Genomic DNA, 26,446 nt, shown 5'->3' with positions numbered 1-26,446 from the left:
GCGGGGCGCCCCCCCCCTGGCGGCGCCCCCCCCCCCCCGGGGGGTTGGGGGCGGGGGCGGGGGGGGCCCCCCCCGCGGGGTGACGGGGCGGAGCCCCGTCTTTCGGGAAGGGGCGGGGTGGGGGACTCACCGCCGGAGGCACCCACCCACCCCACCCACCCGCACGGCGACCACACCCCAGGTCCTACAGGGCGCCGCTACATGCCCCGAAAATCCCTCACCGCGAAGCGAGGCGCACGACGAGGCGGCGTACGCCCGGACAACAGAATCAGCCGAGCCGCCCGATAACGCTGCCCCGCATACGGCGCCAACAGCTCAAGCATCGCCGCGTCATCCGCCCCCCGCTCCCCAGCAAGCGCATAGCCCACGATCCGCGGCAGATGCAGATCCCCAACCGTGATCGCATCCGGAGTCCCATTACTGCGCTGCAACGTCTCCGCCGCCGTCCACGGCCCGATACCCGGTATCAACCGCAGCCGGGCCGAGGCAGCGGCGAGATCCATGGACACGGCCTCCTCCAGCCGCCGGGCCACCCGGACGGCCCGCAGAATCGTCGAGGAGCGCTTGGTGTCCACGCCCGCGCGATGCCACTCCCACGACGGAATCAGCGCCCAGGTCCGAGGATCGGGCATGACCCGCATCCGCATCCCCTCGGCCGGACCGGGCGCGGGTTCGCCATGGCGCTGGAGCAGCAGCCGCCAGGCCCGGTATGCCTCGATGCCGGTGACCTTCTGCTCCAGGATCGAGGGGATCAGGGATTCCAGGACCAGCCCGGTGCGGATGAGCCGGAGACCGGGGTTACGGCGGTGCGCCTCGTGGACGAGCCGATGGCGGGGCACGAACGCGGACGGGTCGTCGTCCGCCCCGAGCAGCGCGGGCAGACCGTCCAGCAGCCACTCGGCTCCCGGCCCCCAGGCCCGGCCCTCGATCTCCGCACCCTTGCGCGCGATCCGTATGGACCCGGGCCCGGCCGGGGTCCGGCTCGCCCGCCAGAGCGCGCCGTCCGCGCCGACCTGAAACGCCGGATCCCCCGGCCCCCGCTGGAGCACGGCGAGGTTACGAGCGAGGTCGTAGGGACCCGAGGGGCTCCAGGTACGTCTCACACACACGCCGCCACCTTACGACCCGCCCAAACCGCCCTCCCCCCACCGGGCCCGTCCCCGCCCGGCACCCGGCACACAACCGACCGCGCACCAACGGCACGCCTGCCCCACCCTCCACCAACGGCACCCCCGCCCCACCCCAACGCACCGACGGCACCCCGCCCCACCCCAACGCGACCCCGAGGCGCACCCCAGCAACCGTCCCCGCCCCCGCGCCCCGGCTCCGCACAACGCGCGCCCCCGCCCCCCCGCGCACACGACCCCGCCGCACAACCGGCCCGCACAACCTCAATCCGCGAAACGGTCCGCGCAACCAGCCCACGCAACCAACCCGCACAACCCCGGCCACACCCCCCTACCGCACCACCACGAACCCCTCGACCCCCCGCTCCGCCCGTGCCGCCGGCGGAACCGCCGCATGGCCGACCGCGACCGTGCCCATCGGGTCCCAGTCGTCCGGCAGGCCCAGGACCTCGCGCACCACCGGGCGGCAGAACATCGTGGACGACACCCACGCCGAGCCAAGCCCCTCACCCGCCAGCGCGACCAGCAGGTTCTGCACCCCGGCACCGGCCGCGACCACGAACATCTCGCGCTCCGCCGTGTTCCGCCGTGGGTCGGGGTAGGTGTGGGCGCCGTCCGCGACCAGGCACGGGACCACCAGGTACGGCGCCTTGCGCAGCAGATCGCCGCGCCGCACCCGCTTGGCGACGCTCTCCTCCGAGAAGCCGTCCCCCCGCAGATCGGCGATCCAGGCGTCCCGCATCGCGTCCAGCAGCCGCGTCCGTGACTCCGCCGACTCCAGCAGGACGAAGCGCCATGGCGTCGTATGGTGCGGCGCGGGCGCGGTGACGGCGGCGGCCACCGCGCGCCGCACCGCCGCGCCGTCCACCGGCTCGTCGGTGAACTCCCGGACCGTACGGCGCAGCTTCACGGCCTCCCGTACGGCCTCGGAGGTGCCCAGCCGGAACATGTCGTCCGCGGCGCCGCGCAGCAACGCCCGCGCCCCCGCGTCCGCGCCTCCATCGACGCCTGGTCCACCATGCCCCTCAGCCCCGTCATGCCCCTCGGGCTCGCCGACCGCCTCAGCCCTGCCATGCCCCTCAACCCTGCCGACCGCCTCAGCCTCGCCGACCCCGTCCAGCCCCTCGAACATCACCACCTGCGGAAGCCCCCGCAACACGGCCACCGGCAGCCCCTCGGCCTTGCCCTTGACCAGATCCCCCGCGGCGGCCAGCTCATCCGCGGTGGCGACGATGGTCGCGCTCAGCGCGTTCCCATACGCGTCGACCCCGCCTCGCAGATCGTCCAGGACCCGCACCCCGGCGGCCCCGATGGCGACATCGGTGACGCCGGTGCGCCACGGCCGCCCGAACGTGTCGGTGACGATGACGCCGATCTCCACGCCGAGCACTTCCCGCAGCCCGGCCCGGATCGCCCGCGCCGAGGCGTCGGGGTCCTCGGGGAGCAACAGAACCGTCCCGGAGGGGGTGTTGGAGGCATCGACCCCGGCGGCGGCCATGACCAGGCCGTGGCGGGTCTCGACGATCCGGGTGCGGCCGCGCCGCGCCACGACCCGCACGGTCTCGGCGTCTATGGCCGACTCGCGGTCGGCGGCCTCGACGACGCGCCCCTCCGCCTTGCTGACGATCTTGGACGTGACCAGCAGCACATCGCCGTGCGCGAGCCCCGGCAGACCGCCGGAGGTCGCGGCGTCGGCGATGAGCTTGGCGAGGTTGTCACCGGGCCGCACCTCGGGCATCCCGGGCAGGGCCCACACCTGATACGACGGCAGTTCCGTCATCCGCGCACCTCTTCCGCCAGCGTCAGCGCCTCGGCCGCCATCGCCGCCGTGGCCTTGAGATCCGTCATCATCAGCGGGATCGCCCGGCAGCGGATCCCGGCGGCCTCGACCTCCTCGACCACGCCCGCGTCCACGGTGTCGACGAGCCAGCCGTCCAGCAGCCCCGAGCCGTAGTGCTTGGCGACGGCGTCGGCGGTGGACTCGACGCCGACGGCGGCGAGCACCTTGTCGGCCATGCCGCGCACGGGCGCGTCGCCCACGATGGGGGACAGGCCCACGACCGGGACCCCGGCGTCGGCGATGGCCTCGCGCACCCCGGGCACGGCGAGGATCGTGCCGACGCTGACGACGGGGTTGGACGGCGGAAAGAGGACGACATCGGCGTCGGCGATGGCCTCCAGGACGCCGGGCGCCGGTTTGGCCTGGTCGGCGCCGACCGGAACGACGGCGTGGGCGGGCACGGAGGCGCGCAGCCGCACCCAGTACTCCTGGAAGTGGACGGCCTTACGGCCTTCGCCTTCCGGGTCGTCGATCAGGACGTGGGTCTCGACACGGTCGTCCGTCATGGGCAGCAGCCGCACCCCGGGCTGCCACCGGGCGCACAGCGCCTCGGTGACGGCGCTCAGCGGATAGCCCGCGCCGAGCATCTGCGTACGGACTATGTGCGTGGCGAAGTCGCGGTCGCCGAGGCCGAACCACTCGGGTCCCACCCCGTACGCCGCCAGCTCCTCCTTGACGGCGAAGGTCTCCCCGGCCCGGCCCCAGCCCTGCTCCTCGTGGATGCCACCGCCGAGGGTGTACATCACGGTGTCGAGGTCGGGGCAGACCTTGAGGCCGAAGAGGTGGATGTCGTCGCCGGTGTTCCCGATGACGGTGATGTCGGCGTCCGGAGCCGCCGACATCAGACCGCGAAGGAAACGGGCGCCGCCGATACCGCCTGCCAGAACCACAATGCGCATGAAGGACAGTCTTGCAGCCGCCTCGGACATCGCGGGCGTTCGGGGCGGCTCAGCCGCCCATGACGCCCAGCGTGCCGGGGGCCGCGGCAGGAGGCACGGAAGAGGCCGCGGCAGGGGCCGCGACAGGCGCCGTAGCGGCGGACAACTCGGCGCTCTGGGTGGGGTGCAGCGGCATCTCGGTCAGCCCGGGGAAGTAGATGTGCAGACTGACGGCCGGTTCGAGCGAGTCGTTGACGACGTCGTGCACATAACCGGGCGCGAAGACCCGCTGCGCGCCGGCGCGCAGCGTATGCCCCACGCCCCGCGTTCCCACCCGTTCGGTGAGCTCGCCCTGGAGCACCGTCAGCACCCCGGAGGAGCGGCCGTGGTCATGGGCACCGCTGCCCTGTCCGGGCACCCAGCTGAGCAGCCACACCTCATAGCCGGGGCCGGTGCGCAGCCGGTGGTACCAGCGGCTGGTGGCGTCGTACCGGACAAGGGGCGCCCAGCCGTCGCGGTCGGCCGCGATGGTGCGGGCCAGGCCCGCGAAGGCGGAGACGGTGGAGGGGTGCGCGGGTACGGGCGGCAGCAGATGCGGGATGTCGAGCGGGTCACCGGCGATCTGGACGTCGCTGTTCATGCGGGTGGTTCCTCGGCGGGAGAGGGCGCGGTAAGGGCGCCGTAAGGACGCGAAGTGTGGTGTGGACGCGGCGTGCGGTGTCCGGTGTCAGAACGAGACGCCGCGCGAAACACGCACAGAAAGCGGGGAAAGCAGGGAAAACGGAGAAAGCTGGAGCTCGGAGGGCATCAACAGCTCGAACAGCGACAGCGAGCCCGCACAGCGCAGCGGAACCCGTGGTCACGGGTCGGCAGGGGCGCGTGGGTCACTGACATGTGACCAAGGAGACCCGGATCGCCGTACCGCTGTCAACTTGATCTCAGCTTTCAGGTCAAGGTTCACCTCATCCGGTCACTGTGGAAGCAGAAAGGTTTGTGCGCGCGTTGTACCGGTGACACGGCGCAGCAATGCGCACCACCCCCGCATCACCCACGCACCACCACGCTCCCCGCCCGCCCCATCTCCCGCGCGATGCAACGAGACCGGCGCCGATGGCGTCCTTCTCATTGAGCGAGAGAGGAGGGACCCGGGCAACGGATGGGGAAGGTGTCGCGTTTAGGCCGATTTGAACACTTTCTGCGAAGCCTTGGTTCCGCAGAGTGAATAAGAGGCCCAATAGCAGATCTCGGCTTGACTGGCCCGGATCGGCACACTTGTAATTTCACTCGTGTCGTTCTGCCGATTCACCGACGGCATCAGGCACGGGGACGCAAAGACAGACGAGGGGCGCACATGACCGAGTTGTTCCAGCAACTGCTGGTCGAAGAGGCGGACGAGGAGCTCGGTTGGCAGGAGCGCGCGTTGTGCGCCCAGACCGATCCCGAATCGTTCTTCCCGGAAAAGGGCGGATCCACCCGTGAGGCGAAGAAGGTCTGCCTCGCGTGTGAGGTCCGTTCCGAGTGCCTCGAGTACGCCCTTGCCAACGATGAGCGCTTCGGCATCTGGGGCGGTCTGTCCGAGCGTGAGCGCCGCCGACTGAAGAAGGCCGCCGTCTGACACCCGCTGTCTCACACCCGCCGTCTGACACCCGTTCGTCAGACCGCCGGGCCGTCGTGCACGCCGACCCCACCAGACCCGTCGGCCCCACGAGGCCCCGCCGGAGCCACCAGGCCCACCAGGCCCACCCGGCCGACCGGGCCCGCCGGAACCGTATGACCCGCACTGACATATCCGTACAGTTCACGACGGAGTGAGCCACCGTGAGCGGTCCGCTCCCCGCGCCCATGGCGACGGGAGGCGGACCGGTCGCATACACAGCCGTTAGTGTGGGGCCCCGTCCGAGACGCTCCAACGCCCCCATGGGCGCGCGCGTCCACCGCAGTCCAGCGAACCGGGGCCCGTACCTCGATGTCCGTGCACAGCCACTCGGCGGCCCAATATCCGGCCGCCACCGCCGCGTTTGCGCCCGCTCAAGAACAGGCCCAGACACCGGCCTATCCGCGTCATGTCGTCACCGCCGTACTGGTCGCCCACGACGGTGCCCGCTGGCTGCCCGACGCGCTGTCCGGCCTGCTCGGCCAGGAGCGCCCCGTCCAGAGCGTCGTCGCGGCCGACACCGGTAGCGCCGACGACTCGGCCCGGCTGCTCACCGAGACCCTCGGCGAGGACCGGGTGCTGCATATGGCGCGCCGCAGCGGCTTCGGCACGGCCGTCGCCGAAGCGGTCCGTACGGCGCCCGTACTCGGCCCCGAGGAGCTCGCGTACCTCAAGCGCCCCAGCGGCTGGGACCCCGTCAACCGCACCTGGCGCGACGACGCGTACGACATGCCGGAGCTGCCGCACGGCGAGCCCATCCAGTGGCTGTGGCTGCTGCACGACGACTGCGCGCCCGAGCCGGACGCCCTGGCCGAGCTGTTGCGGGTGGTGGACGCCGAGTTCACCGCCAACCGCGAGCCCGCGATCGTCGGCCCCAAGCTGCGCGGCTGGTACGACCGCCGGCAGCTGCTCGAAGTCGGCGTCAGCATCGCCCGCAGCGGCCGCCGCTGGACCGGTCTGGAACGGCGTGAGCAGGACCAGGGCCAGCACGACCAGGTGCGCCCGGTGCTGTCGGTGTCCAGCGCGGGCATGCTGGTGCGCCGCGATGTGTGGGAGCAGCTGGGCGGTTTCGACTCCCGGCTGCCCCTGATGCGGGACGACGTCGACCTGTGCTGGCGCGCCCAGGCGGCCGGGCACCAGGTGCTGATCGCCCCGGACGCCGTGCTGCGGCACGCGGAGGCGTCCGCGCGCGAGCGGCGGCCCATCGACTGCGTGGGGCGCTCCGTCGCGAACCCCCACCGCGTGGACAAGGCCGGCGCCGTCTACACCCTGCTGGTCAACACCCGCGGCGCGCTGCTGCCCTATGTGATGCTGCGGCTCCTGCTCGGCACGCTGCTGCGCACCCTGGCCTATCTCGTGGGCAAGGTGCCGGGACAGGCCCTGGACGAGGTCGCCGGTCTCTTCGGCGTGCTGCTGCGGCCGGGGCGGATCCTCGCCGCGCGCAAGCGCAGAGGGCGCCCGGCGACCGAGCCGAGCGAGCTGCGGCCGCTCTTCCCGCCGCCCGGCGCGACCGTAAGGGCGACGGTCGAGCAGGTCGCCAGCAATATAGGCGGCCGTTCCGAGCCCGAGCTGTCCTCCGGCGGGCGGCATGGCGCGGTGGAGTCCGGGCCCGGCGACGATGACGCCGACTTCCTGGAGGTCGAGCAGTTCGCCCGGCTCAAGCGGGTCGCGCGCAAGCCCGGCCCGATGCTCTTCCTCGTCCTGCTGGTGGTCTCGCTGGTCGCCTGCCGGGATCTGCTCGGTGCGGGCGCGCTCGCGGGCGGCGCCCTGCTGCCCGCGCCCGCCCATGTCTCCGACCTGTGGTCGAGCTATGTGGACGGCTGGCATCCGGTCGGCACCGGCGGGACGCAGTCCGCGCCGCCGTATCTGGCCGCACTCGCCGCGCTGGCCACGGTCTTCCTGGGCTCCACGGGCTTCACACTGACCCTGCTGCTGGTCTGTTCGGTGCCGCTGGCCGGGTTCATCGCGTACTTCGCCTCCCGGCCGCTGGTCGAGTCCCGGCTGCTGCGCGCCTGGGGAAGCGTCGCGTACGCCTTCCTCCCGGCCGCGACCGGGGCGCTCGCGGGCGGGCGGCTCGGCACCGCCGTGCTCGCCGTACTACTGCCGCTGATGGCCCGCGCCGCGGCCGCCGCGACCGGCTTCACGAGCAACGGGTCGAAGCTGCCGAGCTGGCGGGCGACATGGGCGTACGCACTGCTGCTGACGTTCACCATGGCCTTCACCCCGGTCGTCTGGCCGATGGCCCTCCTCCTGGGCGTCGGGGTGCTCGCGCTGCGCCAACGGCAGAGCGGCACCGAGCAGCTCATGGGATACGGGCTGCGGTTCCTGAGCGTGATCGTCACCCCGCTCGTCGTGCTCGCCCCCTGGTCGCTGGATCTCCTCACCGACCCGGCCCGCTTCCTGGAGGAGGCCGGGCTGGACCGCGGCGCGAGCTCCGCGTCCGCCCTGCAACTGCTCGCGCTCAGCCCCGGTGGGCCCAAGGGCGGCGGCACGCTGCTGCTGCTCGGCTTCGTCCTGGCCGCGCTCGCCGCCCTGATGCGCGGCGAGCGGCAGACGGTGGTGCGCACCGCGTGGGTCGTGGCGCTCACCGGCTTCCTCTTCGCGGCGCTCACGGGCGGTTCCGGCTGGGCCGGGCCCGCGACCCTCGTCTACGGCCTGGCGCTGCTGATCGCCGGTGTGGTCGGCGCCGAGGGCGCACGGGAGCGGGTGGCGGCGCAGAGCTTCGGCTGGCGCCAGCCGGTGGCGCTGCTGATCGCGGTCGCCACGGTCGCCGCGCCGCTGTACGCCGCCGTCAGCTGGATGGCGAGCGGCGCGGACGGTCCGGTGGGGCGGCGCGACCCCTCGCAGGTCCCGGCCTTCGTGGCGGCCGAGAGCGCCACCGAGGACCAGGCCCGCACCCTGGTGCTCGGCGGCGGCAGCAGCGCCGCCCGCGCCGACTACGCCCTGGTGCGCGGCTCCGGCGCCCGGCTGGGCGACGGCGAACTCGCGGCGAAGGGTTACTCCGACAGCGGGCTCGACGGTGTCGTGGCCAATCTGATCGCGGGCTCCGGCGCCGACCAGACCCGCCAGCTCGGCGGCTACGCGGTGCGCTATGTCTACGTCCAAAAGGGCGCGCCGCCCGAGATGGAGCGGGTGCTGAACGCGACCCCGGGCCTCACCCAGCTCAGCCGGGAGCACGGCGGCGTGCTGTGGCGGGTCGACCAGCGGGTCTCGCGGGTCTCCATCGTCCCGGCCGAGTCCTCGGGCCGCCCGGCGGGCGGGGCCGCGGCCAAGCCGGTGCACGTGGCCTCCGGCCCCGTCGAGGCGCACACCACCGTGCCGGACGGCGCGGCCGGGCGGGTGCTGCGGATCGCCGACCGGTCCGCGCCCGACTGGCAGGCCACGCTGGACGGAGAACCGCTGAAGCCGATGACGGTCGACGGCTGGGCGCAGGGCTTCGAACTCCCGGCGAACGGCGGCCGGTTGGACCTCACCTACGACGCGCCCATCACCCACACCGCATGGGTGTGGGCCCAGGGGCTGCTCGCGGTCGTCCTGCTGGTGCTGGCACTGCCGGGCCGCCGCCGGAACGTCGACGACGACCTGCCGGACGCGGAGAGCGCGGCCGCCGTCATCACCGCCGAGGACCTGGCGGGCGACGGCCGCCGGGCGCGGCGGCTGCGGGCCGCCGCAGAGGCGCAGGCCGCGCAGACCGGGCAGGCCGACGCGGCCAAGGGGCGGCCGGAGGCCGATCCGGCCGCCGCGGACGCCCTTCCGCCGCAGCCGGACGCCCTTCCCTCGCAGCCTGGCGGGATCCCCCCGCAGCCGGGCGAGCCGCCGCTGGCGCCGCCCGTGGAGCCGCCCGCCATGGGCGACCCTTACGGCGACCAGGCCGCGGCGCACGATCCTTACGGTGACCAGGCGGCCGCCGGCGACCCGTACGCGGCGGTGCCGCACCAGCAGGAGTACGGGCAGCAGTACGAGCGGCAGTGGGACGCGCAGACGTACGCCGAGGCCGGATACGGGCAGTACCCGGCCGGTCAGTACCAGGGGGAGCAGTACCCGGGCGAGGGTTACGCGGACCAGTACCCCGGCGGCCAGTACCAGGCCGGTGACTACCAGGGCGGCTACCAGGACACCGGTTATCCGGCCGGCTACCAGGACGGCCAGTACCCGGCGCAGGAGGGCCAGTACCCGGCGGACCCGTACGCGGGCGGCCAGTACGCCGACCCTTACGGCTACGACCAGCAGCAGCCCTACACCGACGGCGGCTACCCCGCGCAGGGCGACACGACGTACGGCGGCGCCGACCCCGAGGACCGCCGCGACGGGAGCGAGCAGCAGCGATGAACCGCACCACCCTGTCCCTGATCGGCGCCGTCACGGCGCTGGCCGCCATCTCCGGCGTCGCGGCCCTCACCGGGGGCTCCTCCGATGACGCGGGCTCCGCCGGTAAGGCCGCCACCAGGCTGCCCGTGCAGCGCTCGACGCTGCTGTGCCCGACGCCCTCCACCTCGGATGTGAGCAGCACCACCTACACCGCGTACACGCCCAAGCGGGACGGTGCGGACGCCAAGGACGGCACCGCCGAACTGCTGCCCGCGCAGAACGCCGCTGACGACGTGACGGATCCCGGCGACGACGGTAAGGGCGACAAGAACGACAAGAGTGGCAAGGACGGGGGGAAGGGCGGCCAGGTGGCCTCGGGCGGCGACAAGCCCGTGCTGCCCCTGAAGGAGCCCGGCAAGCCCGTCACCACCGACGTGAGCAGCGCGGGCGCGCCCGCGCTCATCGGCACCGCCGACGGCCGATTCGCGCCCGGCTGGACCGTCCAGCAGACCACCACGATCGACGCGGGCAGCGGGCGCGGCATCCTGGGCACCGCGTGCACGGCGCCGGACACGGACTTCTGGTTCCCCGGCGTCAGCACCGACCGGGGCCGTCAGGACTTCGTCCATCTGACCAACCCGGACGACGCCGCGGCCGAGGTGGATCTGAAGCTCTACGGACCGAGCGGCCGGCTGAAGTCGGCGACCGATGAGTCGATCACGGTCCCGCCCCGCTCCACGCTCCCGGTCCTGCTCTCGACCCTCACCGATCAGCGGGCGGAGAGCGCCTCGCTCCGCGTGACGGCCCGCAGCGGCCGGATCGGGGCGGAGGTGCAGGCCGTGGACCAGAAGGCCGGTAGCGACTGGCTTCCCCCCTCCGCCGTGCCCTCCTCGAGTGTGGCGATCCCCGGCATCCCCAAGGACGCCACCTCGGCCCGCCTGGTCGTCTTCGCGCCCGGGTCCGACGACGCCGACCTCAAGGTGCGGCTGGCCGGGCCGAACAACTCGATCACCCCGGCCGGACATGAGTCGCTGCACGTCAAGAGCGGGATGACCGCCGCGATCGACCTCGGCGACGTGACCAAGGGCGAGCCCGGCTCGCTGCTGCTCACCCCCGAGGGCGGCGAGGGCCCGGCGACCCCGGTGGTGGCCGCGCTCCAGGTGACCCGGGGCAAGGGCGGTGACCAGGAGACGGCGTTCATCCCCGCGACCGCCGCGATCGAGCGCAGCGCCACCGCGGCCGACAACCGCACCAAGGGCTCGACGCTCTCCCTGGTGGCGCCGCGGGCGGCCGCCAAGGTGCGGATCACCGCCTCCGCGGGCGCCGGTGGCGGCAGCCCGGTCAGCAAGACCTACGAGGTCAAGGGCGGCACCACCAAGGCCCTGGAGCCACCGCGCCCGGCCTCGGGCAAGGGCCCGTACGCGGTGACGGTCGAGCGGCTCTCCGGCGGTCCGGTGCACGCCTCGCGGATGCTGGAGCTGACGCAGGACGGGGTCCCGATGTTCACGATCCAGTCGCTGCCTGACGACCGGGGCACGGTCGTGGTGCCCGAGGCGGGCCAGAACATGTCCCTGCTCAACGACGACTGAGGGTATTAAGGCGACCAAAGCGACCAGGACGGCTGAGCGGATCGGCGGAAGTCTCGGAGGTCCGCGGCCCGCCCCGGGGCGCCTCGTGTCCCGGCGCGCCGGTCACGGCCGTCCCCAGGGCGCCGCCCGCTACTCCTGCCCGTACCGCGGGTCCACGGATTCCGGGGCCAGCCCCAGCAGCTCCGCCACCTGCTCGACCACGACCTCGTGCACCAGCAGTGCCCGTTCGTCCCGGTTCTTCGCCCGGATCTCGACCGGGCGGCGGTAGATCACGATCCGGTCCGGTGTGTCACCGCGGGCCGCGATGAAGCGCCCGAGCGGCACGGATTCGCCGTCCCAGCCGTCCGCTCCGCCGTGCCCGTCGGGTCCGCCGCCCGACCCCGGGCCGCCCAGTCCCGACGTGGGCACCTCCAGCACCGTGAAGTCGACCCCGGACAGCTGTGGCCACCGTCTCTCCAGCCGCTCCGCCGAGTCCTGCACAAGGTCGACGAAGGACTCCGCGCGGCTGATGGAGAGCGGCACCTGGGGTGGCGCGATGGGGCCGCGCATACCCCGTCCGTGGCGATCGCGACGACGGGGACGCGGCTCGGACTGGTGGGGGTGTACGGGCCTGGTCATCACTCACGAGGGTAGCTGTCGTCCGCCCGCCCTCATGCGCTTACCGGACAGCCGTGCCGGATGTCGCCAAATGAGCATTCCAGCCATGCTTGGGTCCAAAAACGGACGTCTCTTGGGCCGCTTCTCTGATCCAGGATGACCTCTCTCGGTTCGAGTGGTGACCGGATTCGTTGTCGGCGGTTGTTGTCGTGTTGGGAGTCCACGCTGGTCAGCCCGTAAGTTCACGTTTCGGGTGCAGAGGGCGAACCGGGACGACACGGCGGAGTGAGCTGGTGGAGATTCGTCGCGGCCCGCTCAAGAGTGCGGTACCGTCCAACGTCGTGAGCCCTGTACGTCGCTGTTCGCGCACCGCCTGCGGCCGCCCCGCCGTCGCGACGCTGACGTACGTCTATGCGGATTCCACCGCCGTTCTCGGGCCCCTCGCCACCTACGCCGAACCCCACTGCTACGACCTGTGCTCGGAGCACTCGGAGCGGCTGACCGCCCCGCGTGGCTGGGAGGTCGTCCGGCTCGCCGTCGACACCGGTCCGCCCCGGCCCAGCGGTGACGATCTGGAGGCGCTGGCCAACGCGGTCCGGGAGGCCGCCCGCCCGCAGGAGCGCGCGGCGGGAGCGGCGGCCGGTTCGGGTGGCCCTGGCGCCGGGCACGGCGGCCGGGAGGGCGACCCGCGTGAGGTGCCGCGCCGCGGCCATCTGCGGGTCCTGCGGTCGCCCGAGTCCTGACCGGCTTCCGGCGCGATCTTCTCCGATCCCGCGCGGCCTTCTCCGAGGTCCTCCCCGGTGTTTCCGGCGTTTTCGGCGTCCCCCTCTGACGTTCTCCGGGATCACTTGCTGACGGAGCATTGACTGTGACTTGGCGCGGACACGACCATGCCTGCACCCCAGGGTCCTCCGTTTCCGCATTACGGATGTGACCTTCCAGGGATGGTCCACGCCGGGAGGCCCGTGTGTTCGTGCAGCAGTTGGACCCCGTCGCCGATTCACTCTCCCTGTCCGCCCTCGTCGCCGCCCTTCCCCTCTTCACCGTTCTCGCCCTGCTCGGCGGGGTGCGGATGCGCGCCCACTACGCGGGCCCCATAGGGCTCGTCGTCGCCGCTCTCGTCGCCTGGCTCCCGTACGGGATGCCCGTCGGCCAGACCCTCTCCAGCGCCGCCCAGGGGGTGCTCTTCGGCCTCTTCCCCATCATGTGGATCGTCGTCAACGCCCTGTGGGTGTACCGGATGACCGTCCGCACCGACCACTTCGACGTGTTGCGCCGCTCCTTCGGCGGGCTCTCGGACGACCCCCGCGTCCAGGCCCTCGTCATCGCCTTCTGCTTCGGTGCGCTCCTGGAGGCGCTGGCCGGGTTCGGCGCGCCGGTGGCGATCTGCTCGGTCATGCTCGTGGCGCTCGGCTTCGACCCGGTGCGCGCCGCCGTCGTGGCACTCGTGGCCAACACCGCGCCCGTAGCGTTCGGCGCCATGGCCACCCCCGTGGTGACGCTCGCTCAGGTCACCGGGCTGCCGCTGGACTCCGTCGCCTCCGTCGTGGGCCGGCAGACTCCGCTGCTCGCCCTCGTCGTCCCGCTGCTGCTGGTCGTGATCGTCGACGGCCGGCGCGGGCTGCGCGAGACCTGGGTGCCCGCGCTCGCCTGTGGAGTCGCCTTCGCCATCGCCCAGTTCACCGTCTCCAACTACCTCTCCGTCCAGCTCGCCGACATCGCGGCCGCCTTGGTCGGCGCGGCCGTGCTGATGGCCGTGCCCGCCGCCCGGCGGCCCGCGGAGGAGCCGGTGCGCGCCGCCGTGCTCACCGGTGTGCGCAGCGACGACCTGGACCACGAGGACCCGCGCCCGGAGGTGCTGCGCGCCTACGCCCCGTACGCGCTCATCGTCGCGATCTTTTCCGTAGCCCAGATCGGCCCGGTCAAGGACCTCTTCGCCAAGGCCACCCGCACCTTCGACTGGCCCTTCCTGGACGTCGCGGCGCCGGACGGAAAGCCGGTCGGCGCCAATGTCTTCTCCATGCCGCTGATCGCCACCGGCGGCACCCTGGTGCTGGTGGCCGGGGTGGCCACCGCAGCCGTGCTCCAGGTGAACGCGGGCGACGCCCTGCGGGAGTGGGGGGCCACGGTGCGCGAACTGCGTCATGCGATCCTTACGGTCGTCTCGGTACTCGCGCTCGCCTATGTCATGAATCTCTCCGGACAGGCCGCCACCATCGGTCACTTCGTCGCGGCCGCCGGGGCCGGGCTGGCCTTCCTCTCGCCGGTGCTCGGCTGGTTCGGAGTCGCCGTCTCCGGCTCGGACACCTCCGCCAACGCCCTCTTCGGCTCCCTCCAGGTGACCGCCGCCCGTGAGTCCGGGCTCTCCGCGGATCTGCTCGCCGCCGCCAACAGCTCGGGCGGGGTGCTCGGCAAGATGATCTCCCCGCAGAATCTCGCCATCGCGTGCGCGGCGGTCGGGCTCAAGGGGCGCGAGGGCGATCTGCTCCGTAAGGTGCTGCCGTGGAGCGTCGCGCTGCTGCTGGTGATGTGTCTGATAGTCGTCGCGCAGTCCTCCTTCCTGCTGGGCTGGATGCTGCCGTGACCCGGTCCGGGGCGCCGCAGCACGCCGCGCGACGGGGCTCACAGTTCCGGCCCAGGTCCTGCGGGTAGGTTTTGAGGTCCGCAGGGACGTCCGCAGGGACATCCGCGGAGACGTCCGTCGAGACATCTCCACCAGGACCTCCAGAAGGGGTTGGCTGTGCCCGACTTGTCGCAGATCGTGAAGGCGTACGACGTGCGCGGTGTGGTCCCGGACCAGTGGGACGAGTCGCTCTCGGAACTCTTCGGCGCCGCCTTCGCCCGGGTGACCGGTGCGGACGCGATCGTCGTCGGCCATGACATGCGCCCCTCCTCACCCGGTCTGGCGCGGGCCTTCGCGCGCGGTGCCGCCTCGCTCGGCGTGGATGTGACCGAGATCGGGCTGTGCTCGACAGATCAGCTCTACTTCGCCAGCGGGTACCTCGGCCTGCCCGGCGCGATGTTCACCGCCAGCCACAACCCCGCGCGGTACAACGGCATCAAGATGTGCCGCGCGGGCGCCGCCCCCATCGGCCAGGACACCGGGCTCGCCGACATCCGCGCCCTGGTCGAGGAATGGGCGGGCACCGGGGCGCCCGAGCCCGCCGCGGAGTCCGGCACCATCACCCAGCGGGACGTACTCGCCGACTACGCGGCCCATCTGCGCTCGCTGGTGGACCTGACCGCCATCCGGCCGCTGAAGGTCGTCGTGGACGCGGGCAACGGCATGGGCGGCCACACCGTCCCGACCGTCTTCGAGGGGCTCCCGCTCGAGCTCGACGCCCTCTACTTCGAGCTGGACGGCACCTTCCCCAACCACGAGGCCAACCCGCTCGACCCCAAGAACATCGTCGATCTACAGGCCCGGGTCCGCGAGACCGGTGCCGACATCGGGCTCGCCTTCGACGGCGACGCCGACCGCTGCTTCGTGGTGGACGAGCGCGGCGAGCCGGTGTCCCCCTCCGCCGTCACCGCACTGGTCGCCGCCCGCGAACTGGCCAAGCACCCGGGCGGGACGGTCATCCACAACTGCATCACCTCCTGGTCGGTCCCCGAGGTCGTCAAGGAGAACGGCGGCAGCCCCGTCCGCACCCGCGTGGGCCACTCCTTCATCAAGGCCGAGATGGCCCGCACCGGCGCGATCTTCGGCGGTGAGCACTCCGCGCACTACTACTTCCGCGACTTCTGGAACGCCGACACCGGCATGCTCGCCGCCCTGCACGTCCTGGCCGCGCTCGGCGGCCAGAAGGGCCCGCTGTCGGACCTGGTCGGGCAGTACGACCGGTACGCGGCCTCCGGCGAGATCAACAGCACCGTCGACGACCAGACCGGCCGGATGGAGGCGGTCAAGGCGGCCTACGAGGGCCGGGAGGGCGCCGAGCTCGATGAACTCGACGGCCTTACGGTCACCACCGCCGACTGGTGGTTCAACCTCCGCCCCTCCAACACCGAGCCGCTGCTGCGTCTGAACGTGGAGGCGAGGGACACGGAGACGGCGGCCGGGGTCCGCGACGAGGTCCTCTCGATCGTCCGCGCGTAGCTCCTTAAGGCCGCGCGTGGCCCTTTACGGCCGCGCGCGGCCCCCGCGACAGGCCGCGTCCTTACGGAAGTCTCTGCGGAGCCCTTACGGCCGTCCGCCCGGAAGGCGCCCCGGCGGTCCGCGCGCAGGGCGCACGGCGTTCCCGGAGCCCGGGGAGCCCCAGGGTTCCGGTGCCCACCGGCCGCGCCGCGCCCCCGCCCGGCGGTACGCTGACCACGCCGGACCGATGTCCGGTTGGACTCACACCCGAAGGGACGACCCCATGCCGCTCGAAGCCGGTCTTCTGGAGATCCTCGCCTGCCCGGCGTGTCACGCCCCGCTGCGCGAGGAGCAGTCCCCGGAGACCCCCGAGCTGGTGTGCACGGGCGAGGGGTGCGGTCTCGCGTACCCCGTCCGGGACGGCATCCCCGTCCTGCTCGTCGACGAGGCGCGCCGCCCGGCCTGACTCGGCGGCCCGCCGGAGCCCCAGCCCCCGCGCGGTCCCGCGCGTACCGCCCGCCACGGCGATCGGAGGCCGAAGCACCATGCTCGACGAATCCCTTCTCGATGCCCCCGAGGCCCTCGCCCGCGCCGACACCCGCGGGCTGCTGCGCGGAGCCGCCGAATCCGGCGCCCGCGTCCGCACCGCCGCCCGGCACGCCGCCGAGGCGGGGATAGGCGACCTCAAACCGGACGGGCGGCCGCGCGCCGTCATGGTCGCGGGCCCGGGGGCGGCCGGGAGCTGCACCGCCGACCTCCTCGGCGCGCTCAGCGGAGGCAACTGCCCGGTCAGCCTGATCGTGCCCACCGGCGTGGCCCCGGCGCCGGGCGCGCTGCGCTGGGCGCTGCCCGGCTGGGCCGGCCCGCTGGACCTGCTGGTCCTCGCGACGCCGGACGGTACGGAACCGGGCCTTCCGCGCCTGGTCGAGCAGGCGTACCGCCGTGGCTGCGCGATCGTCGCGGTGGCCCCGGACCGGTCCCCGCTGGCCGACGCGGTCGCGCAGGCGCGCGGCCTGATGGTGCCGCTGGCCACGGCGTCGGACAACTCGGCCCCGTACGCCACCGGCGGGTACGGCATCGATCCGTACCGCAGGGACCCGCTGGCGCCCGGTGTGGCGGAGGAGGACGCCGCCCTCGCCGAGGGCGCCCTGGGCGATGCCCCGGCCCCGTACGGGACGCCTTCCGTCCCGCAGCCCGTCGAGCCGCCCGGCACCGCTCCCGACGAGATGACCGGCCCCGCGCTGCCCGGCACGCTGTGGGCCCTGCTCACCCCGCTGCTCCTGCTGGTCGACCGGATCGGCCTGGTGTCCGCGCCGCCCACCGCGCTCCAACAGGTGGCCGACCGGCTCGACCAGGTGGCCGAGCGCTGCGGCCCGGCCATCGCCACCTACACCAACCCCGCCAAGACGCTCGCGGCCGAGCTCGCCGGGGCGCTTCCGCTGCTGTGGACCGAGGGCCCGGTCGCCGCCGCCACCGGACGGCGCTTCTCGGGGCTGCTCGCGGCGCTCGCCGGGCGCCCCGCGCTCGTCGCCGAGCTCCCCGGAGCGCTCGCCGCGCATGGCGCGCTGCTGACCGGGGCGTTCGCGGGCGGTGCCGATCCGGATGACTTCTTCCGCGACCGGGTGGACGAGCCGGAGGCGCTCCGCGCCCGGATCGTGCTGCTCCACGACGAGCCGGTGGGCCCGGTCTCGGCCGTGCCGACCGCCCGGGAGCTGGCGCTGGCGCATGAGACCGCGTTCAGCGAGCTGGAACCGGCCGAGGGCACCCTGTTGGAGAGCGCCGCGGAACTTCTCGCCATCACGGATTTCGCCGCCGTTTACCTCGCGCTCGCTTCGGCCGATAGAACTTGACGCCGTAAGAACGTGATGCTGTACGTACGCGACGACGTAAGACCGTGACGCCATAGGACCGCGTAAGAACGTGGCGCCGTAAGCCGCGCACCCACCGCCCCACGTCCCTCACTGCACAGTCAGGAACCGCACCGCATGGACCGCCTCGCCAACACCGTGCGCCCCTACGCCTGGGGCTCCACCACCGCCATCCCGGAGCTGCTGGGCGTCCAGCCGACCGGCGAGCCGCAGGCCGAGCTGTGGATGGGGGCGCACCCCGGGGCGCCGTCCCGGGTCGACCGGGGCGCGGGCTCCGTCGCGCTCTCCGAGGTGATCGCCGCGGATCCCGAGGGCGAGCTCGGCGTGGACGCCGTAAGGCTCTTCGGGCCCCGGCTGCCGTTCCTGCTCAAGGTGCTGGCCGCCGGCTCGCCACTGTCGCTCCAGGTCCACCCGGACCTCGCGCAGGCCAAGGAGGGCTTCGCGGACGAGGAGGAGCGCGGCGTTCCGATCGACGCCGCGCACCGCAACTACAAGGACGCCAACCACAAGCCCGAGCTGATATGCGCGCTCACGCCGTTCAACGGGCTCTGCGGCTTCCGCGACCCGAACGAGGCGGCCGAGCTGCTGGCCGCCCTCGAGGTCGACTCGCTCAAGCCGTACGTCGACATCCTGCACGCCCATCCGGAGTCGCACGCCCTGCGCGAGGTGCTGACCGCCGTGCTGACGGCCGACCCGGAGGCGATGGCGGAGACCGTAAGGCAGGCATCTGTGGCCGCCGAGCGGCTCGGCGCGCTGGACGGACCGTACGCCCCGGCGTACGCGGCGTACGCCTCCATCGCACGGCACTACCCGGGCGACCCCGGGGTGATCGCCGCGATGCTGCTCAACTTCGTGACCCTCCAGCCCGGCGAGGCCCTCTACCTCGGCGCCGGCGTACCGCACGCCTATCTCGACGGCCTGGGCATCGAGATCATGGCCAACTCCGACAATGTGCTGCGCTGCGGACTGACGCCCAAGCATGTGGACGTCCCCGAACTGCTGCGCATCGTCCGCTTCGAAAGCGCCGCCCCCGCCGTGCTGCGGCCCGAGGCGGACCCCTCGGGCGAGGAGCTCTACACCACCCCCATCGACGAGTTCCGGCTCTCCCGCCACGTCCTGGCCGACGGCGCCGATCCGCGCCCGCTGCCGACGACCGGCCCGCAGATCCTGCTGTGCGCCTCGGGCGAGGTCTCCCTGCGCGGAGCGGACGGCGAACTCCCCCTGACACGCGGGCAGTCGGCCTTCGTACCGGCCGGCGAGAGGGCCTCCCTGAGCGGCGACGGCACTGTGTTCAGGGCCACAGTGACCGCCTGAGGTACGGCCCGTTCGAGCGGCTGGAACAATGGCCCGCCGTGAGGCGGTAAAGCACTGGCAAAGCTGCCATGAGCTGCAATGTAGTGGAAGGGAAATTCGGCACATATGAGTGCATCAGGCGGAACCAAGGCGATTGTTGCCGCGCTCGGCGCGAACCTGGCCATCGCCGTAGCCAAGTTCGTGGCGTTCGCATTCAGCGGCTCGTCGTCGATGCTCGCCGAAGGCGTGCACTCGATCGCCGACTCGGGCAACCAGGGGCTGCTGCTCCTCGGCGGGAAGAAGGCCAAGCGCGAGGCCACCCCCGAGCACCCCTTCGGCTACGGCCGCGAACGCTATATCTACGGCTTCCTCGTCTCCATCGTGCTGTTCACCATCGGTGGTGTCTTCGCGCTGTACGAGGGCTACGAGAAGATCCAGCACCCCCATGAGCTGGAGCACTGGTACTGGCCGGTCGGGGTGCTCCTCTTCGCGATCATCGCCGAGGGCTTCTCCTTCCGTACGGCCATCAAGGAGTCCAACGAGATCCGTGGCAGGCTGAGCTGGCCGGAGTTCGTCCGCCGCGCCAAGGCCCCCGAGCTCCCCGTCGTCCTCCTGGAGGACTTCGGCGCCCTCGTCGGCCTGGTCCTCGCACTCGGCGGCGTCGGCCTCTCCCTGCTGACCGGCGACGGCGTCTGGGACGGCATCGGCACCCTCTGCATCGGCGCCCTGTTGGTCCTGATCGCCCTGGTGCTCGCGGCCGAGACCAAGTCCCTGCTGCTGGGCGAGGCGGCCGACGTCACCCAGGTCGGCAAGATCCGCGAAGCGGTCGTGGACGGCGACACCGTCACCGCCGTGATCCACATGCGCACCCTCCACCTCGGCCCCGAGGAACTGCTGGTCGCCGCCAAGATCGCGGTACAGCACGACGACACGGCGGCAGAGGTGGCCCATGCGATCGACGCCGCCGAGGCCCGCATCCGCGAAGCGGTCCCCATCGCCCGCGTCATCTACCTTGAGCCGGACATCCTCCGAACCTCCACATCAACATCCACCCCGGCCTGACGAACGGTGGCTACGCGGGAACCCGCCCCAAGAATCGGGCACTTACACCGTCCCGCACGGGCAACGAGGTGGAAGCGGAAGCCCCCTGAACCGGAGTCCGGGCTGCAACCCCGACAGGGTGAGCTAGAAGTGAAGGCACAGCCTCCGAGCCGGTCCAGGGGTTGAGCCCCGGAGCCGGTCCGGGTCGGGGCCCGGCGGGATGACGGAGCCTGGCCCGGGATGGGAAGCGGAGTCCTCGAACCAGCTCCGGACACGGAGCGTCCAGCCGGAGTCCCGGCGGCCGATGAGCCTGGTCCGGGACGCGGAGCGGAACTGCGCGAACCGGACCTGGGAGGTAGGAGCCGAGCCGGGGTCCGAGCCGGGGGCCAGGGGGGAGAGCCCCGAACCGGGTCCGGGCCGGGGGCCAGGGGGAGAACCGAGTCCGGGCCGGTGCCCAGGGGTAGAACCCCGAGCCGGGGTCCGGGCCGGGGCCGAGGGGGAGAGCCCCGAGCCGGGGTCCGGGCCGGGGCCGAGGGGGAGAGCCCCGAGCCGGGGTCCGGGCCGGGGGCCAGGGGGAGAACCCCGAACCGGGTCCGAGCCGGGGCTCAGGGGTGGAACCCCGGGCCGGGGTCTGGGGCGGAGCCCCAGCGGGGGCCCGGGGCGTGCCCCTGGTTTCGGGAAGGGGCGGGGTGGGGGAAAACCCACCCGCCCCACACCCGTGAACGGGGTCCGGGGCGGAGCCCCGGTGGGGGGGCCGGGGGCGTGCCCCTGGTTTCGGGAAGGGGCGGGGTGGGGGAAAACCCACCCCGCACCCCTACCCCGCACCCCCACCCCCACCTACTCAATCTCCCCCAACACCCCCAAAATCGCCCCCACATCCCCAGCCCCAAGCAACCGCTCCCGAAACTCAGCCCCCATCAACTTGCGCGACAACAGCGCCAGAATCCGCAAATGCTCATCCCCCGCGGCCGCCTCCGGCACCGCGATCATGAACACCAGCCGGGCCTTCGTCCCATCCGGCGCACCCCACTCGATGCCCTCGGGAGAGCGCGCGAAGCCAACGACCGGAGCGGTCACCGCGTCCGTCTTGGCATGCGGAATCGCGATCTCCTCGCCGAGACCGGTGGTGCCCTGGTCCTCCCGGGCGAACGCGGCCCGCACCAACTCCGCTGTATCCACGACCTTGCCGGTCGCGGCCAGCAACTCGGCCATCTCACGGATCGCGGCGTCCTTACCGTCAGCCGCCAGCCGCTCCTTCACGGTCCGCTCGGTGAGATAGCCGGACAGCACCTGGTGCGCGGAACCGGCGTCAGCAGCATCTTCGACAGCGGCAGCATCCTCGCCGCGCCCGACAGACCCCGCCTCAGAGCCGACCGCTTTACGGACAGCCCCGGCACCGCTGGCCCCGGCACCACTAGCCCCCACCGAAGCCACCCCCACACCACTCGCCCCCGGCGCACCGCCCCCACCGCCCCCACCGGCACCGCCGCCACCCACCCCAGCCAAAACCGGCTCGCCCGCCGCCGACAGACCCACAGAAGCGGCTCCCGCCGCATCCGCATCCGCGGCTCCCACGGCTCCCACGGCTCCCGCCGCATCCGCATCCGCATCCGCGGCCCCACCCCGCCCCTCACCCACCGACATCAGCGCAATAGTCACCAGCGCCGTAACCGCCGTACCGCCAACCACCGCGACAAAGAACATCGGCACCCCGCCAATCGCCCCGAGCACCGCGACGATCGGCCCGCCGTGCGGCACGTTGTCCTCGACCGACGCCACCCCGGCTATCGCCCCGGCGACCGCACCGCCCAGCATGTTCGCCGGGATCACCCGTGCCGGCCGCGCCGCGGCGAACGGAATCGCGCCCTCGGTGATGCCGAAGAAGCCCATGAAGAGCGCCGCGAACCCGGTCTCCCGCTCCTGGTCGTCGAACATCCGGCGGCGCAGCAGCGTGGCCAGCCCCTGACCCAGCGGCGGAACCGGAATGGCCGCCGCACACGCCCCCATGACCTCGGGGTTCTTGGACACCAGCCCGGCGCCGAAGAGGAACGCGGTCTTGTTGACCGGACCGCCCATGTCGAACGCGATCATCAGCCCGAGGATGATGCCGAGCAGCGCCGCACTGGTGCCGGTCAGCCCGCCGAGCCAGTCGGTGAGGTTCTCGAAGACCCAGGAGATCGGCTCGCCGAGGACGTAGATGAAGAAGAGGCCGAGCGCCGACGTCGCCACGATCGGGATCACGATGATCGGCATGATCGGCTGGACGAACTTCGGAACCCTGATCCGCTTGATCCACAGCACCAGATAGCCGGCCAGGAAGCCGGTGACGATCGCTCCGATGAACCCGGCACCCGCCTCGCTGTCGTACAGGTCGCCGTGTGCCGCGATCCAGCCGCCCACCATGCCGGGCACCAGCGCGGGCCGGTCGGCGATGGCGTAGGCGATATAGCCGGACAGGGCCGGGATCATCAGCTCGAAGCCGATGCTCCCGATGTCGTTGACCGTCTTCCAGAAGGAGTCGTCGGGGATGACGATGCCCTTGGACGTCGTATCACCGCCCAGGGCGAGCGAGACCGCGATCAGCAGACCGCCGACCACGACGAACGGGATCATGTACGAGACGCCGTTCATGAGCGCCTTATAGGTGACGCTGCGCCCCTTACCGCTGCCACCGCTCCCGCCACCGCCCGCGCGGCCCCCACCGCCACCGCTGACGCGACCCGCCGAGGCGGCGCCACGCCCGGTGTCCTGGCCGTCGCCCTCGTAGACCGGCGCGTCAAGCACCTGCTCGATCAGCCGCTCAGGCCGGTGGATGCCATCGGCGACCCCGACGACGAGGACTCTCTTACCGACGAAACGACCGCGGTCGACATCCTTGTCGGCGGCGATGATGATGCCGTCCGCCTCACTGACATCGTTGTCAGACAGTACATTCTCGGCCCCGATCGAGCCCTGGGTCTCCACCTTCATGCTGTGGCCGAGCGACTCCGCCGCCTGAGCCAGCTTCTCGGCGGCCATATAGGTGTGGGCGATGCCCGTGGGGCAGGCGGTCACCGCAAGCAGCTTGAGCCCTGGTCCGCTGGCCCCCGCACCGTTGGGGGGATCGGCTGGACTGGTCACGTGGTTCTCCTTACAACGCGTTGAGCGGGCGCGGGAAGCTGCCAGCGTCCCCGCGCTCGCGGCATCGTGCAATACATCCGGCGGGGATCAAAGCGATGGGGGGAGCCATCGGCTCCGGAAGCGCCGCGGCCGTCGCCGCTGGTCATGGCCGTACGGCCGAAGATGGCCGATGGGGGCTGGGGTTCGCCGCATCGATCGGTGTAGATTCGTGACCGAGCCAGACGTCGCTGCTGATGGCGGTCGGGCGGCCCGCACACCGGGTCGGCCGAGGGAGAGAGGGCCTCCGACGGACTGCGCACTGTGAGGTAGAAGGGGACAGGTGTGCCCGCAAGCGCGGGTGCCTGCCCGGCGCCTCGCATGCCCAGCCGAACCACTCTCGCTCGCACCCGATCGAGGAGGAGCAGCACTCATGACGAAAGCCGTCTCCGGTCAGGACTTCAAGGTCGCGGACCTCTCCCTGGCTGCCTTCGGCCGTAAGGAGATCACTCTCGCCGAGCATGAGATGCCCGGCCTGATGTCGATCCGTAAGGAGTACGCCGAGCAGCAGCCGCTGGCCGGCGCCCGTATCACCGGCTCGCTGCACATGACGGTGCAGACCGCCGTGCTGATCGAGACCCTGGTCGCCCTCGGCGCCCAGGTCCGGTGGGCCTCCTGCAACATCTTCTCCACCCAGGACCACGCCGCCGCCGCGATCGCGGTCGGCCCGGAGGGCACCGCGGAGAACCCCCAGGGCATTCCGGTCTTCGCCTGGAAGGGCGAGACCCTGGAGGAGTACTGGTGGTGCACGGAGCAGGCCCTGACCTGGCCCGGCACCCCCACCGGCGGGCCCAACATGATCCTGGACGACGGTGGCGACGCCACCCTCCTCGTCCACAAGGGCGTGGAGTACGAGAAGGCCGGCGCCGCCCCTGACGTCGCCACCGCCGAGAACGACGAGCACCGCGTCATCCTCGAGCTGCTCAACCGGACCATCGCCGAGAACCCGCGCAAGTGGACCCAGCTGGCCTCCGAGATCCGCGGAGTCACCGAGGAGACCACCACCGGCGTCCACCGCCTCTACGAGATGCAGCGGGACGGCTCGCTGCTCTTCCCGGCGATCAACGTCAACGACGCGGTGACCAAGTCCAAGTTCGACAACAAGTACGGCTGCCGCCACTCGCTCGTCGACGGCATCAACCGCGCCACCGACGTGCTGATCGGCGGCAAGGTCGCGGTCGTCTGCGGCTACGGCGACGTGGGCAAGGGCTGCGCCGAGTCGCTGCGCGGCCAGGGCGCCCGGGTGATCATCACCGAGATCGACCCGATCTGCGCGCTCCAGGCCGCGATGGACGGCTACCAGGTCGCCACCTTGGCCGACGTGGTGGAGACCGCCGACATCTTCATCACCACCACCGGCAACAAGGACATCATCCTGGCCGCTGACATGGCCAAGATGAAGCACCAGGCGATCGTCGGGAACATCGGCCACTTCGACAACGAGATCGACATGGCCGGGCTCGCTGCCGTCCCGGGCATCGTGAAGGACGAGGTCAAGCCGCAGGTCCACACCTGGACCTTCGCCGACGGCAAGAAGATCATCGTGCTCTCCGAGGGCCGTCTGCTGAACCTCGGCAACGCGACCGGTCACCCGTCGTTCGTGATGTCCAACTCCTTCGCGAACCAGACCATCGCCCAGATCGAGCTCTTCACCAAGCCGGAGTCGTACCCGACCGACGTCTATGTGCTCCCCAAGCACCTGGACGAGAAGGTCGCCCGCCTCCACCTGGACGCGCTCGGGGTGAAGCTGACCACGCTCCGGCCCGAGCAGGCCTCCTACATCGGCGTTCCGGTCGAGGGCCCGTACAAGCCCGACCACTACCGCTACTGATCGCATCCGCTGATCGCGGCGCCGCCGACCGCACCGTCGGCGGCCGCTGACCCGGCCCCCGCCTCGGCGGGGGCCCCAGGGCCCGTCCGCGCCATCCGGCCGGACGGGCCCGACGCTCGTCAAGGACCTCACCATGCCCCGCGGCCGCTACTCCCTCCACGACCCGCACGATCACACCCCCCTGGGCGAAGAGCACTTCCAGTGCGCGCCGGGCCCCAGCGGATGGCGCTATGTCGCCCAGCGGACCGCGCCCTCCGGGGATCACGCCGGCTCCGTGGACCTCACCCTCGACGAACTCGGCCGGCCGCTCAGGGTCGAGCTGCACTCGGCGAGCTGGCAGGTCAGGGGCGCGGCTCTGGACGGGGTCACCTGGGTCCGCACGGACCCCACCGGTGAGCACGCGACCGAGGGCAATGTCCGCGCCCACTCCTTCACCGGTGCCTCCCCAGCCTTCCTGATCGCCGTCTCCCGCCTGCTACGGCTGGAACCGGGCGCCGGGGCCGTCCGCGTCCGCCTCGTGGCCTTCACCGATCCGGTCCTCGCGCCGATCACCCTGGACCAGTCGTGGGCACTTCTCGACAGAACCGGACACGCCACCGACACCGGCCCGCTTGTCGTGGACGAGTACCAGGTGAGCGAGGTGGACACCGGAGAGGTCCGGACGGTTCACATCGCGGGGGACGTGGTGCTCGCCGCCCCCGGTATCGAGCTGGAGGAGCTGGAGAGCCCGCCGTCGTCCTTCGCGGCCTGACGGCCATATCACCCGCTCTGACCTGCGATGTTTAGAATCTCTTGGGAATCTGTTGACCCGGGAGGCGCGGATGCGTACGTTGGAGCGTCGCGGTGAACGGAGGGTGCAAGCGCTCCGGCCGTACCCCACAAAAAATCTTGCCCGGAGTCCTTGACCAGGGTCATCCGGGGAGGTAGGTTTAAACGGTTGTGGTGAGCAGGGTCTGCCCGCCAATGAACGTTGCATCTGAACCGCTCCGCAGACTGGATGGAAATCCAAACGGAGCACCTTTGACACCCCGTAGGCATCACGCGAAGCCGATTAGGTTCCGCGGATGTGTGTCTGCTAAAGTCAAAAACACGCCGAAAGGCAAGGCCCCTCCAACGGCCACCGGAAACGGAATTCGGATCGGAAACGGACCGGAAATCGGATCTGGTAAGGTTGGAAACACCGAAG

General features: G+C 72.0%; 18 protein-coding genes. 12 read left to right on the top strand and 6 right to left on the bottom strand.

Features of this window, described 5'->3' with window-relative positions; translation table 11 throughout:
* Positions 1-197: 197 nt before the first annotated feature.
* The 4 genes from AB0E24_RS45260 to AB0E24_RS45245 all read right to left on the bottom strand — a co-directional run bounded on the left by AB0E24_RS45260 (position 198) and on the right by AB0E24_RS45245 (position 4,485).
* Positions 198-1,109: a DNA-3-methyladenine glycosylase family protein gene (locus tag AB0E24_RS45260; RefSeq protein WP_359385805.1), complete on the bottom strand. Its 912-nt coding sequence runs from the start codon at positions 1,107-1,109 to the stop codon at positions 198-200.
* A gap of 349 nt (positions 1,110-1,458) precedes the next feature.
* Positions 1,459-2,907, bottom strand: a complete 1,449-nt coding sequence (locus AB0E24_RS45255) for a coenzyme F420-0:L-glutamate ligase (RefSeq protein WP_359385803.1) — start codon at positions 2,905-2,907, stop codon at positions 1,459-1,461.
* Positions 2,904-3,866 (bottom strand): 2-phospho-L-lactate transferase, encoded by a 963-nt coding sequence (gene cofD / locus AB0E24_RS45250; RefSeq protein ID WP_069871068.1) that lies wholly within the window; start codon positions 3,864-3,866, stop codon positions 2,904-2,906. The genes AB0E24_RS45255 and cofD overlap by 4 nt, the downstream gene beginning before the upstream one ends.
* Positions 3,867-3,915: 49 nt before the next feature.
* Positions 3,916-4,485 carry a cysteine dioxygenase gene (locus AB0E24_RS45245; protein ID WP_069871070.1) on the bottom strand — a complete coding sequence of 190 codons (570 nt, stop codon included), beginning with the start codon at positions 4,483-4,485 and terminating at the stop codon, positions 3,916-3,918.
* A gap of 711 nt (positions 4,486-5,196) precedes the next feature.
* Between AB0E24_RS45245 and AB0E24_RS45240 the strand changes: the two genes are divergently transcribed.
* From AB0E24_RS45240 to AB0E24_RS45230, 3 genes are all read left to right on the top strand, one after another.
* On the top strand, positions 5,197-5,460 hold the full coding sequence (locus tag AB0E24_RS45240; RefSeq protein WP_004952403.1) for a WhiB family transcriptional regulator: 264 nt from the start codon (positions 5,197-5,199) through the stop codon (positions 5,458-5,460).
* Between the two features lie 351 nt (positions 5,461-5,811).
* Positions 5,812-9,828, top strand: a complete 4,017-nt coding sequence (locus tag AB0E24_RS45235; RefSeq protein ID WP_359385800.1) for a glycosyltransferase family 2 protein — start codon at positions 5,812-5,814, stop codon at positions 9,826-9,828.
* Positions 9,825-11,396: a DUF5719 family protein gene (locus tag AB0E24_RS45230; RefSeq protein WP_359385798.1), complete on the top strand. Its 1,572-nt coding sequence runs from the start codon at positions 9,825-9,827 to the stop codon at positions 11,394-11,396. Before AB0E24_RS45235 ends, AB0E24_RS45230 begins: the two co-directional genes overlap by 4 nt.
* A 129-nt stretch (positions 11,397-11,525) precedes the next feature.
* Here AB0E24_RS45230 and AB0E24_RS45225 read toward each other — a convergent pair whose 3' ends face one another.
* Positions 11,526-11,945, bottom strand: coding sequence for a metallopeptidase family protein (locus AB0E24_RS45225; protein WP_069871076.1), 420 nt, complete (start codon positions 11,943-11,945; stop codon positions 11,526-11,528).
* Positions 11,946-12,286: 341 nt separating this feature from the next.
* Here AB0E24_RS45225 and AB0E24_RS45220 point away from each other — a divergent pair, with 341 nt between their 5' ends.
* The 7 genes from AB0E24_RS45220 (at position 12,287) to AB0E24_RS45190 (ending at position 20,294) form a co-directional block, all read left to right on the top strand.
* Positions 12,287-12,736, top strand: coding sequence for a DUF3499 domain-containing protein (locus AB0E24_RS45220; protein WP_359385795.1), 450 nt, complete (start codon positions 12,287-12,289; stop codon positions 12,734-12,736).
* Positions 12,737-12,960: 224 nt separating this feature from the next.
* Positions 12,961-14,577: an L-lactate permease gene (locus AB0E24_RS45215; protein ID WP_359385793.1), complete on the top strand. Its 1,617-nt coding sequence runs from the start codon at positions 12,961-12,963 to the stop codon at positions 14,575-14,577.
* Between the two features lie 156 nt (positions 14,578-14,733).
* Positions 14,734-16,092, top strand: coding sequence for a phosphomannomutase/phosphoglucomutase (locus tag AB0E24_RS45210; RefSeq protein ID WP_069871083.1), 1,359 nt, complete (start codon positions 14,734-14,736; stop codon positions 16,090-16,092).
* A gap of 262 nt (positions 16,093-16,354) precedes the next feature.
* Positions 16,355-16,537, top strand: a complete 183-nt coding sequence (locus AB0E24_RS45205) for a Trm112 family protein (protein WP_059149235.1) — start codon at positions 16,355-16,357, stop codon at positions 16,535-16,537.
* A gap of 79 nt (positions 16,538-16,616) precedes the next feature.
* Positions 16,617-17,921: an SIS domain-containing protein gene (locus tag AB0E24_RS45200; protein ID WP_359385790.1), complete on the top strand. Its 1,305-nt coding sequence runs from the start codon at positions 16,617-16,619 to the stop codon at positions 17,919-17,921.
* 135 nt (positions 17,922-18,056) lie between these two features.
* Positions 18,057-19,253 (top strand): mannose-6-phosphate isomerase, class I, encoded by a 1,197-nt coding sequence (manA, locus tag AB0E24_RS45195; RefSeq protein ID WP_102934853.1) that lies wholly within the window; start codon positions 18,057-18,059, stop codon positions 19,251-19,253.
* Positions 19,254-19,358: 105 nt separating this feature from the next.
* Complete coding sequence (locus AB0E24_RS45190) at positions 19,359-20,294, top strand: cation diffusion facilitator family transporter (RefSeq protein ID WP_102934852.1); 936 nt, start codon at positions 19,359-19,361, stop codon at positions 20,292-20,294.
* Positions 20,295-21,110: 816 nt separating this feature from the next.
* Here AB0E24_RS45190 and AB0E24_RS45185 read toward each other — a convergent pair.
* Complete coding sequence (locus AB0E24_RS45185; RefSeq protein WP_359385787.1) at positions 21,111-23,393, bottom strand: fructose-specific PTS transporter subunit EIIC; 2,283 nt, start codon at positions 23,391-23,393, stop codon at positions 21,111-21,113.
* Between the two features lie 409 nt (positions 23,394-23,802).
* On the opposite strand from AB0E24_RS45185, the gene ahcY reads away from it, so the two are divergent.
* Both ahcY and AB0E24_RS45175 read left to right on the top strand, forming a co-directional pair.
* Positions 23,803-25,260, top strand: coding sequence for an adenosylhomocysteinase (gene ahcY, locus AB0E24_RS45180; RefSeq protein ID WP_069871094.1), 1,458 nt, complete (start codon positions 23,803-23,805; stop codon positions 25,258-25,260).
* 133 nt (positions 25,261-25,393) lie between these two features.
* Positions 25,394-26,011, top strand: a complete 618-nt coding sequence (locus AB0E24_RS45175; RefSeq protein ID WP_093703531.1) for a hypothetical protein — start codon at positions 25,394-25,396, stop codon at positions 26,009-26,011.
* Positions 26,012-26,446 lie beyond the last annotated feature (435 nt).

The organism is Streptomyces malaysiensis subsp. malaysiensis (genome assembly GCF_040653035.1).
Lineage (GTDB): Bacteria > Actinomycetota > Actinomycetes > Streptomycetales > Streptomycetaceae > Streptomyces > Streptomyces malaysiensis.
Note: the sequence above shows the minus strand (reverse complement) of the source record. Positions and strands in the feature narration are given on the sequence as shown.